Origin of the sequence: Bradyrhizobium sp. CSA207 (genome assembly GCF_029051685.1) — a bacterium.
In the GTDB taxonomy this organism is placed as follows: domain Bacteria; phylum Pseudomonadota; class Alphaproteobacteria; order Rhizobiales; family Xanthobacteraceae; genus Bradyrhizobium.
Genome location: NZ_JAACFT010000009.1, coordinates 131,985 through 148,226 on the forward strand (window position 1 = coordinate 131,985; position 16,242 = coordinate 148,226).

General features: G+C 64.5%; 13 protein-coding genes. 3 read left to right on the forward strand and 10 right to left on the reverse strand.

The genetic code is table 11. The annotated features are described in order from the left end of the window. Window positions 1-109 precede the first annotated feature (109 nt). The 9 genes from murA to rpsT all read right to left on the reverse strand — a co-directional run bounded on the left by murA (window position 110) and on the right by rpsT (window position 12,860). Window positions 110-1,405, reverse strand: a complete 1,296-nt coding sequence (gene murA / locus GWG65_RS12450) for a UDP-N-acetylglucosamine 1-carboxyvinyltransferase (RefSeq protein ID WP_275195858.1) — start codon at window positions 1,403-1,405, stop codon at window positions 110-112. A 321-nt stretch (window positions 1,406-1,726) separates the two neighbouring features. Continuing rightward, window positions 1,727-4,162: a DNA topoisomerase (ATP-hydrolyzing) subunit B gene (gene gyrB, locus GWG65_RS12455; RefSeq protein WP_275195859.1), complete on the reverse strand. Its 2,436-nt coding sequence runs from the start codon at window positions 4,160-4,162 to the stop codon at window positions 1,727-1,729. 281 nt (window positions 4,163-4,443) lie between these two features. After that, window positions 4,444-6,600, reverse strand: a complete 2,157-nt coding sequence (locus tag GWG65_RS12460) for a hypothetical protein (RefSeq protein WP_275195860.1) — start codon at window positions 6,598-6,600, stop codon at window positions 4,444-4,446. A 122-nt stretch (window positions 6,601-6,722) separates the two neighbouring features. After that, window positions 6,723-7,859, reverse strand: coding sequence for a DNA replication/repair protein RecF (recF, locus tag GWG65_RS12465; RefSeq protein WP_275195861.1), 1,137 nt, complete (start codon window positions 7,857-7,859; stop codon window positions 6,723-6,725). A gap of 87 nt (window positions 7,860-7,946) precedes the next feature. Next, entirely contained in the window at window positions 7,947-8,312 is a 366-nt protein-coding gene (locus GWG65_RS12470) for a DUF559 domain-containing protein (RefSeq protein WP_275195862.1), read from the reverse strand. Window positions 8,313-8,438: 126 nt separating this feature from the next. Next, on the reverse strand, window positions 8,439-9,557 hold the full coding sequence (dnaN, locus tag GWG65_RS12475; RefSeq protein WP_148737087.1) for a DNA polymerase III subunit beta: 1,119 nt from the start codon (window positions 9,555-9,557) through the stop codon (window positions 8,439-8,441). A gap of 382 nt (window positions 9,558-9,939) precedes the next feature. Next, window positions 9,940-11,352, reverse strand: coding sequence for a chromosomal replication initiator protein DnaA (dnaA, locus tag GWG65_RS12480; RefSeq protein ID WP_275195863.1), 1,413 nt, complete (start codon window positions 11,350-11,352; stop codon window positions 9,940-9,942). 545 nt (window positions 11,353-11,897) lie between these two features. Further along, window positions 11,898-12,155: a hypothetical protein gene (locus GWG65_RS12485; RefSeq protein WP_275195864.1), complete on the reverse strand. Its 258-nt coding sequence runs from the start codon at window positions 12,153-12,155 to the stop codon at window positions 11,898-11,900. A gap of 438 nt (window positions 12,156-12,593) precedes the next feature. Then, window positions 12,594-12,860: a 30S ribosomal protein S20 gene (rpsT, locus tag GWG65_RS12490; RefSeq protein WP_275195865.1), complete on the reverse strand. Its 267-nt coding sequence runs from the start codon at window positions 12,858-12,860 to the stop codon at window positions 12,594-12,596. A 386-nt stretch (window positions 12,861-13,246) separates the two neighbouring features. Between rpsT and GWG65_RS12495 the strand changes: the two genes are divergently transcribed. From GWG65_RS12495 to GWG65_RS12505, 3 genes are all read left to right on the forward strand, one after another. Further along, entirely contained in the window at window positions 13,247-13,564 is a 318-nt protein-coding gene (locus tag GWG65_RS12495; protein ID WP_275195866.1) for a hypothetical protein, read from the forward strand. 156 nt (window positions 13,565-13,720) lie between these two features. Beyond that, window positions 13,721-14,377, forward strand: coding sequence for a peptide-methionine (S)-S-oxide reductase MsrA (gene msrA, locus GWG65_RS12500; RefSeq protein WP_275195867.1), 657 nt, complete (start codon window positions 13,721-13,723; stop codon window positions 14,375-14,377). Between the two features lie 309 nt (window positions 14,378-14,686). Beyond that, window positions 14,687-15,430 carry a polysaccharide biosynthesis/export family protein gene (locus GWG65_RS12505; protein ID WP_275195868.1) on the forward strand — a complete coding sequence of 248 codons (744 nt, stop codon included), beginning with the start codon at window positions 14,687-14,689 and terminating at the stop codon, window positions 15,428-15,430. Window positions 15,431-15,610: 180 nt separating this feature from the next. On the opposite strand, the gene GWG65_RS12510 is transcribed toward GWG65_RS12505, so the two are convergent. Beyond that, complete coding sequence (locus tag GWG65_RS12510; RefSeq protein ID WP_275195869.1) at window positions 15,611-16,090, reverse strand: hypothetical protein; 480 nt, start codon at window positions 16,088-16,090, stop codon at window positions 15,611-15,613. Between the last annotated feature and the right edge of the window lie 152 nt (window positions 16,091-16,242).

Here is a 16,242-nt window from a genome sequence, read left to right on the forward strand (position 1 = left end):
AACCCCTCATCCGGCGCCATAGCCGAAGCTTCGCTTCGGCGTTCTTAAGAACGGCAGCCGAAGGCTGCCTATGCCACCTTCTCCCACAAGGGGAGAAGGGAAGGAGGCCTCAGCCCTTGCGCTCGGGCACGCGCTTGATCCTGGCGCCGAGCGCGTTCAGCCGTTCCTCGATGCGCTCGTAGCCGCGCTCGATCTGGTCGGCGTTGTTGATCGTCGATGTGCCCTCGGCGCAGACCGCCGCAAGCAGCATCGCCATGCCGGCGCGGATGTCCGGTGAGGTCATCGGTGCGCCGCGCAGGCGGCTTGGTCCGGCAATGATGGCGCGGTGCGGGTCGCACAGCACGATGCGCGCGCCCATCGCGATCAGCTTGTCGACGAAGAACATCCGCGACTCGAACATCTTTTCGAACATCAGGATCACGCCTTCGCATTGCGTGGCGGTGACGATTGCGATCGACATCAGGTCGGCGGGGAAGGCCGGCCAGGGCTGGTCCTCCAGCTTCGGCACGTGGCCGCCGAAATCGTCCTGGATCTTCAGCGTCTGGTTGGAGGGCACGATCAGGTCGTCACCCTCGACGCGGCAGACGATGCCGAGCCGTTCGAACCCCATGCGGATCGAGCGCAGATGCTCGACGCCGGCGCGCACGATGCGCAAGGGCGAGCGGGTCACGGCGCCAAGTCCGATCAGCGAGCCGACCTCGATATGGTCGGGCTGGATCCTGTAGGTCGCTGAACGCAGCGTTGCCGGCCCGTGCACGATCATGGTGTTGGTGCCGATGCCTTCGATCTTCGCGCCGAGCGCGACCAGGAAGTTGGCGAGGTCCTGCACATGCGGCTCGGAGGCGGCGTTGCGCAAATACGTGATGCCGTCGGCGGCCACGGCCGCGACCAGCGCGTTCTCGGTCGCGGTGACGCTGGGCTCGTCCAGGAACACGTCGGCACCGGTGAGCTTCGAAGCGCGAAATTCAAGCCGGTCGGTCGCGGTCACCTTGGCCCCGAGCTGCTCCAGCGCCAGCATGTGCGTGTCCAGCCGGCGCCGGCCGATGACGTCGCCGCCGGGCGGCGGCAGCATCACCTCGCCGCAGCGGGCGAGCAGGGGACCTGCGAGCAGGATCGAGGCGCGGATGCGGACGCAGAGCTCGGGATCGAGATCGGCGGCGCGGATGCTCTTGGCGTGAATAACAAGCGTATTGCGGGCGGTCCATTCGGCCGACGCGCCGACCGAGCGGATCAGCTCGACCAGCGTTTCGGTGTCGCGGATCCGCGGCACGTTCTCCAGCGTCACCGGATGCTCGGTGAGCAGCGCGGCCGCGATGATCGGCAGCGCCGAATTCTTGTTGCCGGACGGCTCGATTGAACCCGAGAGCCGGTGACCGCCCTCGACGATATATTGGATGGGCGCCACTTGGGTCTCTCGTTGTCGTGTGGGTGAGGCGGAGCCGGTTTGGAGGCGGAAACTACCGAGAATTGAGCGAGGTAGCAATTCTGCACTTGTCGCGGATTGGGTCGCTTCGCAGCCACGAAGAAGGTGCGCTCCCTCCCCCGCTTGCGGGGGAGGGCTGGGGAGAGGGTGTCTCCACGATCGAGATCGTCCCTGAGTGGACAGAGCCCTCACCCGCCGCGCTCGGGACGATGCTTCGCATCGCCCGGGGCGCGTCGACCTCTCCCGCAAGCGGGAGAGGTGCAGCGAGTGCTTGGCTGGCAGAGAGTAACGAAGCCATTCCGCCTAGATATCGATCGTGGCGCTCAGGGAATGTTCCTGGATGAAGTCGCGGCGTGGCTCGACGACGTCGCCCATCAGCTTGGTGAAGATGTCGTCGGCCTCGTCGACCTCCTTGACCTTGACCTGGAGCAGCGAGCGCGCGTCGGTGTTGAGCGTCGTCTCCCAGAGCTGCTCGGGGTTCATCTCGCCGAGACCTTTGTAGCGTTGCAGCGTGACGCCCTTGCGGCCGGCGTCGGTGACCGCTTCGAACAGGTCGACCGGGCCGTAGACCATGTGCTCGACATCCTTGCGGCGCAGCTTGCCGGGGCGGGCGTAAACCTCCTGGAGCTTCTCCGTGTGTTCGTCGAGCTTGCGGGCTTCGACCGATCCCAGAAAGGCGTCGTCGATGACGGCGGCTTCCTTGACACCGCGCACCGTGCGCTCGAACTTGAAACCCTGGCCTTCCACGTATTGACCGATCCAGCCGCGCTCGACCTCCTCGGCCAGAGTGTCCAGGCGGGCGGCAATGTATTGGGCGGCTGCGGCGGCCTTCTCCGGATCGCCGTAGATCGTCTTGTTGAGCACGCCGGTGATGGCGGCCTGCTCGATTACCTTGCGATTGTAGCGGCTGTGCAGGCTGCGCAGGACGCCGCGGACGGTGCGGGCATCGTCGACCAGCGAGCGCAGATCGCGGCCGGTGCGATCGCCGCCGGTGCCGGGAATGTAAACGCAGTCGTCGAGCCCGGTATCGATCAGATAATCCTCCAGCGCCCGCTCGTCCTTCAGGTACTGTTCGGACTTGCCGCGGTTGACCTTATAGAGCGGTGGCTGGGCGATATAGAGATAGCCGCCGTCGATAATGGCGGGCATCTGCCGGTAGAAGAAGGTGAGCAGCAGCGTGCGGATGTGGGCGCCGTCGACGTCAGCGTCCGTCATCACGATGATCTTGTGGTAGCGCAGCTTCTCGATCGAAAACTCGTCGCTGATGCCGGTGCCGAGCGCGGTGATCAAGGTGCCGATCTGCTCACTGCCCAGCATCTTGTCAGGACGCACGCGTTCCACGTTGAGGATCTTGCCGCGCAGCGGCAGCACCGCCTGGAATTCGCGGTTGCGGCCCTGCTTGGCGCTGCCGCCTGCCGAATCGCCCTCGACGATGAACAACTCGGACTTCGCCGGGTCCTTCTCCTGGCAGTCGGCGAGCTTGCCGGGCAGCGAGGAGACCGAGAGCGGGCTCTTGCGCGTCAGCTCGCGCGCCTTTCGCGCGGCTTCGCGGGCGGCAGCTGCCTGGATCACCTTGCCGACGATCATCTTGGCTTCGCTGGGGTGCTCCTCGAACCAGGCCTGCAGCGCCTCGTTGAGGACGTTTTCGACCACGGGACGCACTTCCGAGGACACCAGCTTGTCCTTGGTCTGCGACGAGAACTTTGGATCGGGCACCTTCACCGACAGCACCGCGGTGAGGCCTTCGCGGCAGTCGTCGCCGGTCAGCGCGATCTTTTCCTTCTTCGCATTGTTCTCGGCATAGCCGTTGACCTGACGCGTCAGCGCGCCGCGGAAACCGGCGAGATGAGTACCGCCGTCACGCTGCGGGATGTTGTTGGTGAAGCACAGCACGTTCTCATGGTAGCTGTCGTTCCACCACAGCGCGGCCTCGACGCCGATGCCGTTGGCGTCCGCGCGCACCATGATCGGCGCCGGCACGATCGCCTTCTTGTTGCGGTCGAGATATTTGACGAATTCCTCGACGCCGCCGGAATAGTACATCTCCTCGCGCTTCTCGACCGCGTGACGCATGTCGGAGAGGGCGATGTTGACGCCGGAGTTGAGGAAGGCGAGTTCGCGCAGCCGGTGCTCGAGCGTCGCGAAATCATATTCGATGTTCTTGAAGGTGTCGGGCGAGGCGAGGAAGGTCACCTCGGTGCCGCGCCTGCCCGGCGCGTCGCCGACCACCTTGAGCGGTGCGACGGCATCGCCATGGGCGAATTCGACGTAGTGCTCCTTGTTGTCGCGCCAGATCCGCAAGCCCAGCTTGCTGGACAGCGCGTTGACCACGGAGACGCCGACGCCGTGCAGGCCGCCGGAGACCTTGTAGGAGTTCTGGTCGAACTTTCCGCCGGCGTGGAGCTGGGTCATGATGACCTCGGCCGCCGAGATGCCTTCGCCCTTGTGGATGTCGACGGGAATGCCGCGGCCGTCGTCGCGCACGGTAACGGAACCGTCGGCATTAAGGATCACGTCAACGCGCGTGGCGTGGCCGGCGAGCGCCTCGTCGATGGCGTTGTCGACGACCTCGTAGACCATGTGGTGCAGGCCGCTACCGTCGTCGGTGTCGCCGATATACATGCCCGGACGCTTGCGGACCGCATCGAGACCCTTGAGCACCCGGATCGATTCCGCACCGTATTCGTTCGCGGGAGTGGACTCGGTTTCGGCGGTGGTCTGCCGGGCAGGTTCTGTCATTGAGAGGCCTTCGAGGATGTCGTCGAATCAGCGGCGCAAAAAGGCGCTGATTGCAGCTATTTGTGCCATGAAAGGAGGATTGCGCCTAGCGCAAAGTATCCTCCCGCAACCCTTTGAGCAGATAGGGATTTTCGCCCGGTTTTCAAGGCGTTTGAAAGCTGATTTGGAGCACTGCGAAAAGCCCGATTCGGTCCCTGGTTTTCAGTCCCGGAAGGCGTGGATTTTGCGGATATGGGAAGCGTGGTTCCGAGGCGCCTTGCGCGCCCCGGAACGACCCGCGCTCAGTACATCTGGAGCGGCAGGACATCGCCGCTCGGCCCCACCATGAGGCCCCAGGCATCGCCGGCGGCCACGGTGAGGGTCTCGTTGCGGGCGGGACGCCCCGCCACGCGCAGCGCATATTGGTACTTGCCGGGCGGCAGATCGAGCATCGGGCCTTTTGGCGATTGCGGGCCGCCAGCACCGGCTGCGATCTTGATAGTCTGCTTGTTGATCGTCAGCGCAGCTTCCTTTGGCCCCACATTGCCGAGCATCAGCCTGGCCTGTCCGGGCTTCGGCATGATGTCGGCCTTGGTCGCAGCGTCCGGATTCTTCTGCGCCAGATTGACCGTGGTCTCGCCCCTGGCGCGGCCGAGTTTGAGCACGGCAGGCCCTTGCGGCGAGGCGAAGTCGATTTGCGCACGTTCTGTGGACACGGATGAATTGTCGGCCTTTTCCTGCCAGCCGAGCTTCCCAAGTTCGGTTCGGTAGAAGGCCAGGACGTCGCCAAGCGGGGCAGGGATGCTGGCTTCGAGCTCGCGGCGGAACGGGGCCTCGCTGCCCGGCAGCTTTGTGGTCGCGAGCGAGGTCGATGAACGCTGCGTCGGTACCGGCAGTTGGGATTCGGAATCGGGCGTGAGCGGCTCCGCGGATTTGGCCTGCGCCTCAACGCTGGCCGCAGGCTTGGCCGCGGCCATCATGAGGCCGGAGCCGTCGGCGCGGACATTCACCTTCGGGCCCATCTGCATCACGGTCATCGAGATCGCCTTGCCGCCTTTCGAGAACTCCATCACAGCCATGTTGGGCTGGTTGATGACCGATGGTTGCTCCTTCCAGCCTGAGGTCTTCATCGAGGCGCGATAGAAGGCGGTGAGCGCTTTCACGCTTGAGCCGGACGAGAATTCGAGCTGGCCGTCGTCGCCGGCAAACTTCACCCCCTCGGCCGTTTCGGGGAGCGGCACGGGCGTTTTGCTGTCAGCGAGCGCGTTCAGCGGCGCGTCGGACAGTGTTGCGGCCTGCGCCTTGCGGCGGACTTCGTCGGCGGCGATGGCCTGCTTGGCGGCCGTTTCCGCATCCTTGAAGAATCTCTCGTCGGCTTCCTTTTTCGCCTTGATCCGCACCGCCAGCGCCGCTTCCGTCAACTGCGTGGCCAGGCTGACAATGGTGAAATCATATTTGCGGCTGAGCCGCAGCACGCCGCTTTCCTCGGCCGAGGAGACCTTGATCGCCATTTCGTCGTCCGTGGCAACCGTCGCGTTGCCATTCTCCTGCCATCCGCGCGCAGCGAGCTCGCGACGATAGAAGGCGAGCACCGCGGGCAGCTCGGCCATCACGGCGGCCGACATCTCGCGCTTGTCGGAGCTGGCGCTGCCCTTACCCATGGCCGTCTTGGTTGGACTCGGCCGCGGCAGGCCGGCGAGGTCGCTGTCTGCCTTGAGATCGGCGGGGAGAGCGAAGGGCGCGATCCTGATGTCGACATTGGTCCTGCCGTCGTCGCGGCGCGTCAGCGTCAGCATGACCGGCTTCTGCTTGTAGAAGCCGGTGACGTCGCCGTCGGGATGGTCGAAGAACGCGCGCTGGCCATTCGGAACGGTCTCGTCCAGACCGGTCGTCGTCCAGGGTGCGGCCGTCTCGGGCGTCAGCTTCCGCCAGCCGATCGCCGCCATCTGGCTCGTGTAGAAATCCGATGTCGCATCGAGCGCGGTCGGCGCGACGCAGCCGAGATAGGGCCGGGTGCCATCGAACACGATGTCGCTTGCGCCTTCGGGGAACGGCACGTTCGAATAGATCCGGTCGGTCGTGTAATAGACCACGGACTGGTCGGGCCGGCCGAGTGCTTGGGTGAAATGAACCGAAAGTCCCTGCCGCCCCTTCTTGAATTTCAGCGTGGTGCTTTTTTCCTCCAGCGGCATCACATAGGGCACCCAGCCGTCGGCGCTCAGGAGCTTCCGCACCGCGGGCAATGTCACCACCTGTGGCGTCGGCACGCGATATTCCACGCGGTAGCGATCCGGGTGCGATGTGTCCTCGACCGCGCCCGCGAGCTGCGGCAGGGCGTGAACGTCGACGATGCCATCGTCGGCGCGCGCGGGAAGCGAAGCGCTCGCCATGAACAGAAGGCTGCAGGCAAGCAGCCGCCAGCGTGCCGGGACCCGGGTCCCGCGCATGATCATCGACATCGCCAAAACTCCTGGATTTTCGCGCCGGTCTTCATTCCACGCGCGGCTGCAGGCTGCGATACCGTCGGCGCGGCCTCAGACAACTAGTCGCGGCAGGAACCGGAGAGGTTCAACAGGGGCAGCTAGCGCCGGGCCGACACCCGTCCGTTCTCGACGTCGAAAACCTCGCCGCCGGCGCTGATCTCGGCGAAGGCAGCGGGGTCCGCGCCGGTCAGCCACACCTGCGCGCCGAGCTTGCGCAGCTCCTCGAACAGCGCGGTACGCCGGCTCGGATCGAGATGGGCGACGACTTCGTCGAGCAAAAGCAGCGGCACGATGTTGGTCATCTCGGCCACCAGGCTCGCATGCGCCAGCACGAGGCCGATCAGCAGCGCCTTCTGCTCGCCGGTCGAGGCATCGCGCGCCGGCATGCTTTTCGGCGCATAGATCACCTGCAGGTCGGTGAGATGCGGGCCGTCGGTGGTGCGGCCGGCAATGGCGTCGCGCGGGCGGTTGTCGCGCAGGATTTGGCGGTAGCGGTCCTCGACCGCGGTCGCGGTCTCCGTGAGCAGCGCGTTCTCCATCCAGCCGTCGAGCGCGATTTGAGCCGACGGGAAGGCGGAGGCCTGCGCGCGCATGTTCAGCATGCCGGTCAGCCGTGCGGCGGTCTGGCCGCGCGTGGCCGCCACTGCGACCGCAAGCTCGGCGGTTTCGCGCTCGATCGCGTCACACCAATGGTCGTCATAGTTGCGCGTCTCGAGCAGGCGGTTGCGCGAGCGCAAGGAACGTTCGAGCGCGGAGATGCGGCTGGAATGGTCGCTGTCGATGGCGAGCACCAGGCGGTCGAAGAAGCGCCGCCGCTCGGACGCCGCACCCATGAACAGCCCGTCCATCGCCGGCGTCAGCCAGACCATGCGGATGTGGTCGCCGAAGGCGCTGGCCGAATTGACGGGCTCGCGGTCGATGCGGCAGCGCCGGCTGACCGCGCTGTCGGGCAGCGGCGCGTCGATGCCGGTGCCAAGCGTGGCAAGGCCGAGCGCGCCCTCGACCTGCGCCGACACCGCCCAGGAGCCGTCGCCCTGGTTGTCGGCGACGTCGTCCAGCGTCGCGCGGCGCAAGCCGCGGCCCGGCGACAGGAACGAGATCGCCTCGATGCAATTGGTCTTGCCCGCGCCATTGGGCCCGACCAGCGCCACCATGTCAGCCGCCGTCTCGAGCCCCGCCGCCCGATAATTGCGAAAATGCGTCAGCGTCAGGCGATGTATGCGGGAGGGGGTCATGTTGGAACTGCGGCACGCTCTGCTTACCCTCTCCCCTTGTGGGAGAGGGTGGCGCCTCACGAAGTGAGGCGACGGGTGAGGGGTATGTTACCGCGAGACGAGCTTTGCAAGGATGTCCTCTTGCACGGCCATCGGTTGCTGCAACACGTGGTTGTTCCAGTACCGCGCTGTCTGAAATCCTTCAGATGCCAATGCTGTTGCACGGGCCGCGTCGCGTTGCGATTCCGCGTGCTGACTTCCGTCGATCTCGATCACCAAGCGCTTCTCGAAGCAGACGAAATCGAGAATGTAGTTCTTGAATGGGACTTGCCGGCGAAACTTGTAGGCAGATAACCGTCGCTCCCTGAGCAGTCGCCACATTGCAGCCTCCGCATCGGTCGGCTCGCGCCGCATATTCCTCGCAAACTCGCGCAGATGTTTGGGGACTGGCCGATGGGACGGCTCTTGCGTCACTAACCCCTCACCCAAATGAGGTCATGGCTGATGGCGGAGCTGCCCTCTCCCACAAGGGAGAGGGCGCAGTCATTCGCAGCGCGCCTGGTTCACCAAATGATGCCTCGTGGAGGCGGGCCATAGCCCTCACACCCGCATCGGCATCAGCACGTACAGGGCGCTCTTGTCGTCGCGGTCTTGCACCAGGGTCGGCGAGCCGGGGTCGGCGAGCCTCAGCGTTGCGACCTCGCCTTCGATCTGGGAAGCGATGTCGAGCAGATAGCGCGAGTTGAAGCCGATATCGAGCGCGTCGGAGGCGTATTCGACCTCGATCTCCTCGGTCGCGCTGCCGGAATCCGGATTGGTCACCGACAGCACCAGCTTGCCCGGCGACAGCGAGAGCTTCACGGCGCGGCCGCGCTCGCTGGAGATGGTCGAGACGCGGTCGACCGCGTTCTCGAAGTCCTTCTTGTCGACCACCAGTTCCTTGTCGTTGTTCTGCGGAATGACGCGGCCATAATCGGGGAAGGTGCCGTCGATCAGCTTCGAGGTCAGCACCACATTGCCGATGGTGAAGCGGATTTTTGCCTGCGACAGCTCGATCGTGACCTCGGCCTCGTTGTCCTCGATCAGCCGCTGCACCTCGCCGACGGTCTTGCGCGGCACGATCACACCCGGCATGCCGTCGGCGCCCTTGGGCTGGACCAGGTCGAGCTGGGCGAGGCGGTGGCCGTCGGTGGCGACACCGCGCAAGGTCGCGGCCTTCGCGGTGCCGGCGGCGTGCAGATAGATGCCGTTGAGATAGTAGCGCGTCTCCTCGGTCGAGATCGCGAACTGGGTGCGGTCGATCAGCCGCTTGACGTCCTTGGCGGCGAGCGAGAAGGAATGCGACATGTCGCCGGCGGCCAGATCCGGAAAATCATTCTCCGGCAGGGTCTGCAGCGTGAAGCGCGAGCGGCCGGCGCGGATCGCCAGCACGGCGCGGTCGCCGTCGGCCTCCAGCACGATCTGCGAGCCGTCCGGCAGCTTGCGCACGATGTCGTAGAACATGTGCGCCGGCACGGTGGTGGAGCCGGCGGTCGCAGTCTCGGCGGCGAGCGTTTCCGTCACCTCGAGATCGAGGTCGGTCGCCTTCAGCGACAGTTTTGCGTTCTCGGCGCGGACCAGGACGTTGCCGAGGATCGGAATCGTGTTGCGGCGCTCGACCACGCGGTGGACATGGCCCAGCGATTTCAGGAGTTGCGCGCGTTCGACCGTAACCTTCATTGCACTACTCGCCCGATCCCCAAGGAAACACAACGATGGAAAAGCCGGGCGGCGGGACGCGCGCCACGGCACCGAAGACCCCGGAAAGCCGGATCATCCAGCCGATATGACCAAAAGCCACCAGGTCGCCCAAGTTGGCGCGGAAAGCCATCCGATTCAAGGGATTGCGGGGCCGGTTCCCCACGATTTACCTATGTTTCCGCGACGCGCTTAACGCCTCGCCGGGCACGGACGTCTCCCCACCCGTCATGGCCGGGCTTGTCCCGGCCATCCACGTCTTGGTTTGCCGTCCGAAGAACGTGGATGCCCGGGACAAGCCCGGGCATGACGATCTCCGATGCAGTTGGGATGGAGTCACACCTGCGCAGAAAGAAATAGGCGTTTATTCCTGAAGCTGGCGCTTGAGCGATTCGACCTCTTCCGACAGCGCCGTGTCCTTGCTGACCAGGGCCTCGATCTTGCGCACGGCGTGCAGCACCGTGGTGTGGTCGCGTCCGCCGAAGCGGCGGCCGATTTCCGGCAGCGAGCGCAGGGTCAGCGTCTTGGCGAGGTACATCGCCACCTGGCGCGGGCGGACCACGTTGGCGGTCCGGCGCGAGGACAACAGGTCGGAGCGGCTGACATTATATTGCCGCGCCACCACGCGCTGGATGTCCTCGATCTTGATCCGCTTCGGCTCCTGCGGCCGGATCAGATCGCGCACCTCGTGCTCCGCCATCTCCAGCGTCACCGGCCGGTTATTCAGTTTCGAGTGCGCAAGCAGACGGTTGATCGCGCCTTCGAGATCCCTGCCGTTGTGGGTGATGGCGCGGGCCAGATAGGTCAGCACCTCCTCGGGCACCTCGAACGTCGCGTGATGGGCGCGGGCTGCCGCGACGCGCGACTTGAGAATGCCGTGCCGCAGCTCCTCGCCGAGCGAGCCCATCTCGACCACGAGGCCGCCGGCCAGCCGCGAGCGCACGCGGTCATCGAGGCTTTCGAGATCGGACGGCGGACGGTCGGCCGCGATCACGACCTGGCGGCCGGCATCGATCAGCGCGTTCAGCGTGTGACAGAATTCGGCCTGGGTCGACTTGCCCTGCAGGAACTGGAGATCGTCGATCACCAGCACGTCGATGCCGCGCAGCGCCTCCTTGAAGGCGAGCGCCGTCTGCGTCTTCAGCGCGGCGACGAAGCCGTACATGAATTTTTCCGCGGTCAGATACAGCACCTTGCGCTCGTTGCCGGAATTGCCGGCCCAGGTCACCGCCTGGAGCAGATGCGTCTTGCCCAGCCCAACGCCGGCATGGATGTAGAGCGGGTTGAACATCACCGGATCGCCTCTGCGACCTTCCGCGACCTGGCGCGCGGCCGCATGCGCCAGCGTGTTGGAGCGGCCGACGACGAAGCTTGCGAAGGTCAGGCGCGGATCAAGCGGCGAGCCGCCGAGCGCATCATGATTGGCGGAGACCGGCGCGGTCGCGGTCGAGCGCAGCTCGGATGCCGGCGCGCGGCGCATCTCGACCGGCGCGGGCGCTTCCTTCGGCGGCGCGATGGGTCGCACCGCGGTGCGCACGGTGAGGTCGATGCGATGCACTTCCGGCATTTCGGCCTGCCAGCACGACAACACGCGCTCGGCGTAATGGGCCTGGATCCAGCTCTTCAGGAAGCGGGTCGGAACCGAGAGCCGCACGCTCTCTTCCTGCACACCTTCCAAATCCATGCGCGCAAACCAGCTCGTATAGACGTCTTCGCCAACGCTCGAGCGCAGCCGACCCTTCACGCGTGACCAGCGATCCTGTTCCGGTGTTGTCATCGTTTGAAAACTTTTCTTGAGAGATAAGGTTGCGTGGTGATGGCGCCATGCAGGGTTCCTGCCAAGACCCTAGAATGGCGAGGACCTCAAGCGATTCCATCTTCAGGCATGGCTCAACCGTTCGGCGAGAACGCCGCGTCCGATCGATGATGTCAGAGATGGATGGGTCGCGAGGTCAGCGCGTACTCGGCGCTCCGTTACACGCGGGAGGCTGGAGATCGGACGGATCTAGGACGGCATCGCTGCAATGGGAAACCTGTTTCAATACCGCGTTGAGTCCGTAAGACATGATACCTCCCCGTCCTGCCGTGATTGCTCACGGCAAGGTCCTGCGTGTCTTGAAGACAACCGCGCCAAAAGCCGCGACTGTCCTGCCCTCTGTACTAGTCGTTCGCCTGGCTTCGCCATCTTGCGTGTCGGGTAGCTTCAACCGTCTCTCATTTGCGCTTGGCGCGAACGAGACCACTTAAGATCCCGCTTGGAAACGTTCAGACAAAACATACCGTTCCCATATTGCTATGGGTTTCGAACCGACCATCGCTTGATTAAGCGCCGCCAACGTGCACACCGCCGCCGATTTGCACGCTCGCCCCGTTTTCCAAAACCGCGCTGGTCTCAAGATCGTGGGCGCCGCGACGACTTAAGGAATACACTATGCGGAAAGACTCGCAACGAAATTGATTCAGACTTGAGGCGTCAAAAAACTTGATCTGCGTTAACGCCGCGCGCGAGTTGTTCACAGGCTTGAGAGCAACGTTTTGAATCAGCGCACAGAATCGAAGACGAAACGCGATGTGTGACATTTCTCGAACGCCGACCAAAAATATTTTACAAAACCTTCACGCGAGTGCCGCGCCGGCTCATTTTCCAAATGCTTGTCGTCACTATGTGGATAAGTGATTATCGAAGCATCGTTTTTTGAGTCTCGTTTCGGAGGGTAACTCCACCGCGATGCGCGTTCCGGTAAACTACGGTATGCAAAGCTCGCGCACGCACGATTTCAAGTTGAGCCGGCCCCGCAAGGTTTTTTGCGCAGCGCACTCGTCGTTTCCAGATCATCGGCGGTAAAATTACGGAGTGCAGCTCGCGGGCAACGAGACAGATCTTTCAGCCAGGAGCCAGTCGCCGAACGCATGCGTCAATATGACGGGCAACAAAAAAAGCCCGGCGAGATGCCGGGCTGATTGATGGTTGCGATCATCGATCGGATCGATCGACGGATTCGTCAGCTCGGTTGTCGTTTACTTAGCGAGCCTGGCGATCTGCGCGGTGAGCCGCGAGACTTTGCGGCTGGCATTGTTCTTGTGAATGATGTTGCGCTGCGCGGCGCGCATCAGAGCGGGCTCAGCATTCGCCAGCGCCGTCACGGCGGCGGCGCGATCGCCGGTCTTGATGGCTTCCTCGACAGTGCGCACGGCGCCGCGCATCTGGGTGCGGCGCGACTTGTTGACGGCGGTGCGGCGGGCAATCTTGCGCGTCGCCTTCTTGGCGGAAGTGGTATTGGCCATGGTCTCAAATGTCCTCTGCGGGTACCGGTCGCGTCTTGATCGGGTGGCGCCGGCTGCTTGACCGCGAAATCGACGCTCGGATTTAGGGTGTTCGGTTCAAGGCCGTTCCCGGAACATGAGCGACAACCTTGCGGCGATCTCTGAGGCTCGAGGAGCCTGCAATTGCTCAAAGAACAGCGGCGGCAGGATTGCGCCCGCCGCCAGTTGGCGCCCTTATAGAGGGGGTCTGCGGCACCGTCAACGCTTTCCAGGCCCGGAAAACCGGCCCTTTGGCGCTCCAGCTATGGCCTTAACGCACTGATGAGGTTGAATTTCTGCCGTCTTGCGGCTATTGGCTGGCAGCGTCTCGAAGGTCGTTCGATCGGACGACCATATGAAGGTGAGGCATGATCCGCGGCTTTTTCCGACTGATTGGACTGTTGCTGCTCGCCGGCGGTTTCATTTTCATGGTCTATGACGGCGCCCGCTGGGTGGCCGACCAGACCCTGCGGTTCACCCGGTTCGGCCAATTCTGGAACGACATCCATCAGGCCAGCCAGTCGGCGTTCCGGACCTGGGTCGAGGCCAAGGCGCCGTGGCTCTGGACCTCCGTGATCCGCCTCGTGCTGGATCAGCCGGTTTTCGCCGTGCTCGGCATTCTCGGCATCCTCTTGATGATCCTGTTCCGGCCGCGCAGGCCTTTGATCGGTTATTCCCGGGATTGAGCTTTCGCGCGACGCTGCGGCGTAACAGAGCTGCCTATCGCTGCGAAAATGCCTATATTCCCACTCTATCGCGAGCTCGCCGCCTGAGCGCTTTGGCTCAGGAGATTGACTTGAATACACCTTGGGCGACACGCGGCTCGTCTCGGAGATCCGACCATGCTGTTCATGCGCAAGACCACCGCACTGCCGAGCGCAGCCGAAGCGCTGCCGGGCCGCGCGCAGCCTCTACCGACCGCCACCACCCATTTCGTCAACGGCGCGAAGCTGAAGCCGCCTTATCCCGCCGGTCTCGAGCAGGCCGTGTTCGGACTCGGCTGCTTCTGGGGTGCCGAGCGCAAGTTCTGGGAGCTCGGCGACGGCATTTACACGACTGCGGTCGGCTATGCCGGCGGGCACACGCCGAACCCGACCTATGAAGAGACCTGCTCGGGACGCACCGGCCACACCGAAGTGGTGCTGGTCGTGTTCGATCCGAAGAAGGTTTCTTACGACAAGCTCCTGAAGACGTTCTGGGAGAGCCACAACCCGACGCAGGGCATGCGCCAGGGCAACGATGTCGGCACGCAGTACCGCAGCGCGATCTACACTTACTCGGATGCGCAACAGAAGGCTGCCGACGAGTCGAAGGCGCTCTATCAGAAGGCACTCGCCGCCAAGGGCCTCGGCGCCATCACCACCGAGATCGCGCCTGCCGGCGAGTTCTACTTCGCCGAGGACTACCACCAGCAATATCTGGCAAAAAATCCCTCCGGCTATTGCGGTTTAGGGGGCACCGGCGTGTCCTGCCCGATCGGCGCCGGCGTGAGCGCGTAAGCTAGCGACGAACTCGGTGCACCTCTCCCGCTTGCAGGAGAGGTCGACGCGCCCCGGGCGATGCGAAGCATCGTCCCGAGCGCGGCGGGTGAGGGTTCTTTCCTCCAGGGGATTCTCGGTCGCCGAGACACCCTCACCCCAACCCTCTCCCGCAAGCGGGCGAGGGGGCCCACTGCCGATGTCGCCGCATCGTGCACCCATATGCGATTGCCCTCCCCCTCCAGGGGAGGGTGCGACCGTCACAGCCACACCCCTCAACGCTTTATTAACCATACCCGGTGCATCACTAACGCTGTCTCGTTTCGAGGGATGGCTCTGGTGCGGGTTGTGCGCGCGTTTCGATTGTCGATCTTGGCAGTGTCCGCCGCGCTTGCCCTCGGCGGCTGCATGCAGACCGCCGGTCCGGTCGCGATCGCGCAGCCGCGCGCCGATCTCGACTCGATGGTTTATGGCCAGCCCTACAGCGCCCCGCAGCCGGTTGTCGTCGCCGACACCGGCGGTGCCATCGGCGCGTTGCGCAATTCCTTTGCGTCGGCTCCTGCACCCATGCCGGTCGGCTATGCCGCGCCGATGGCTGCACCGGTCCGCTACGACGCCTCCTACCATCTCGACGCCGGCGACAAGCTGCGCGTCGTGGTCTATGGCCAGGAAGGTCTCACCAACAGCTATGCGATCGATGCCGGCGGCTCGATCACCATGCCCTTGATCGGCGCCGTGCCGGCGCGCGGCCGCACCACGGCGGGACTCGCCGGTGAAATCGGCGCGCGCCTGCGCAACGGCTATATCCGCGAGCCCTCGGTGGCGGTCGAGATCGAGGCCTATCGCCCGTTCTTCATTCTCGGCGAAGTGTCCGCGCCCGGCCAATATCCCTACGTGCCGAACATGACGGTCGAGAGCGCGGTCGCCATCGCCGGCGGTTTTTCGCCGCGCGCCAAGCGCGACGTGGTCACCATCACGCACACCGAAGCCGGCGGCGCCATGCGCGCCATGGTGCCGCTCGGTACCCCCCTCAGCCCCGGCGACACCGTGTTCGTCGGCGAGCGCTGGTTTTAAGTTCGTTCCAAATCTCCCCTCGTCATTCCGGGGCGCGACAAAGTCGCGAGCTACGATGCGCAATTGCGCATCAGAGAATCCATTCCTCCACCAACTCTGTCGCCCGATGGATTCCGGGCCTGCACCGCTTCGCGGCGCATCCCGGAATGACAGCAGAGGTGATGTCGGCGATCCCGCGCCTCATCGCCGAAAATCCAGCCGTCCGTTCGGAAAGCGGCCGTCAATGCGCGTGGCATCGACCACGAGCCCGACCCATGGCCGTCTGATCGCCGGCGTGGTCAGGTTGATGTACTTGCCCACCAGCCGATGCGCGCCGTCGCGTGCGGCATCGATCAGTCCGTGCCGGCGGCCGTTGTCCCAGTCAAAGCGCAGATAGATACGCTCGCCGACGGCGCGGATCTCGGCGCGGCCCTGTTTCCATGTCTCAGGGGTGTCGCCGGCGATAGTCGGATCGGCGCCGCCATTCCAGCGGCTCGCCCAGGTGCCGTCGAGCGGATCGGGCACGGGAAAGGACGCCCACTGTGCCACATTGTCGTCGGCCGCATTGCCGGCAAGCGTGGCGGTCGCGGCATAGTCCATGACCTCGGAATCGCCGGGCTCGGGAACGTCCATGGTTCCAAAGGGATTGCGGATGACGAGGTGCGTGACGGCCTGCTGCATGTTGTTCTCCGGCGTGAGCTGGCTTGATTGGCCAGCTCTACTGCCGCGCGCCAGGCGGTGCCCACCCGATTTCTGCTTAGGAGTGGCGCAACTCTCCCTCCCTCGTCATTCCGGGGCGCGCGAAGCGCGAACCCGGAATCCATCGGCCCACA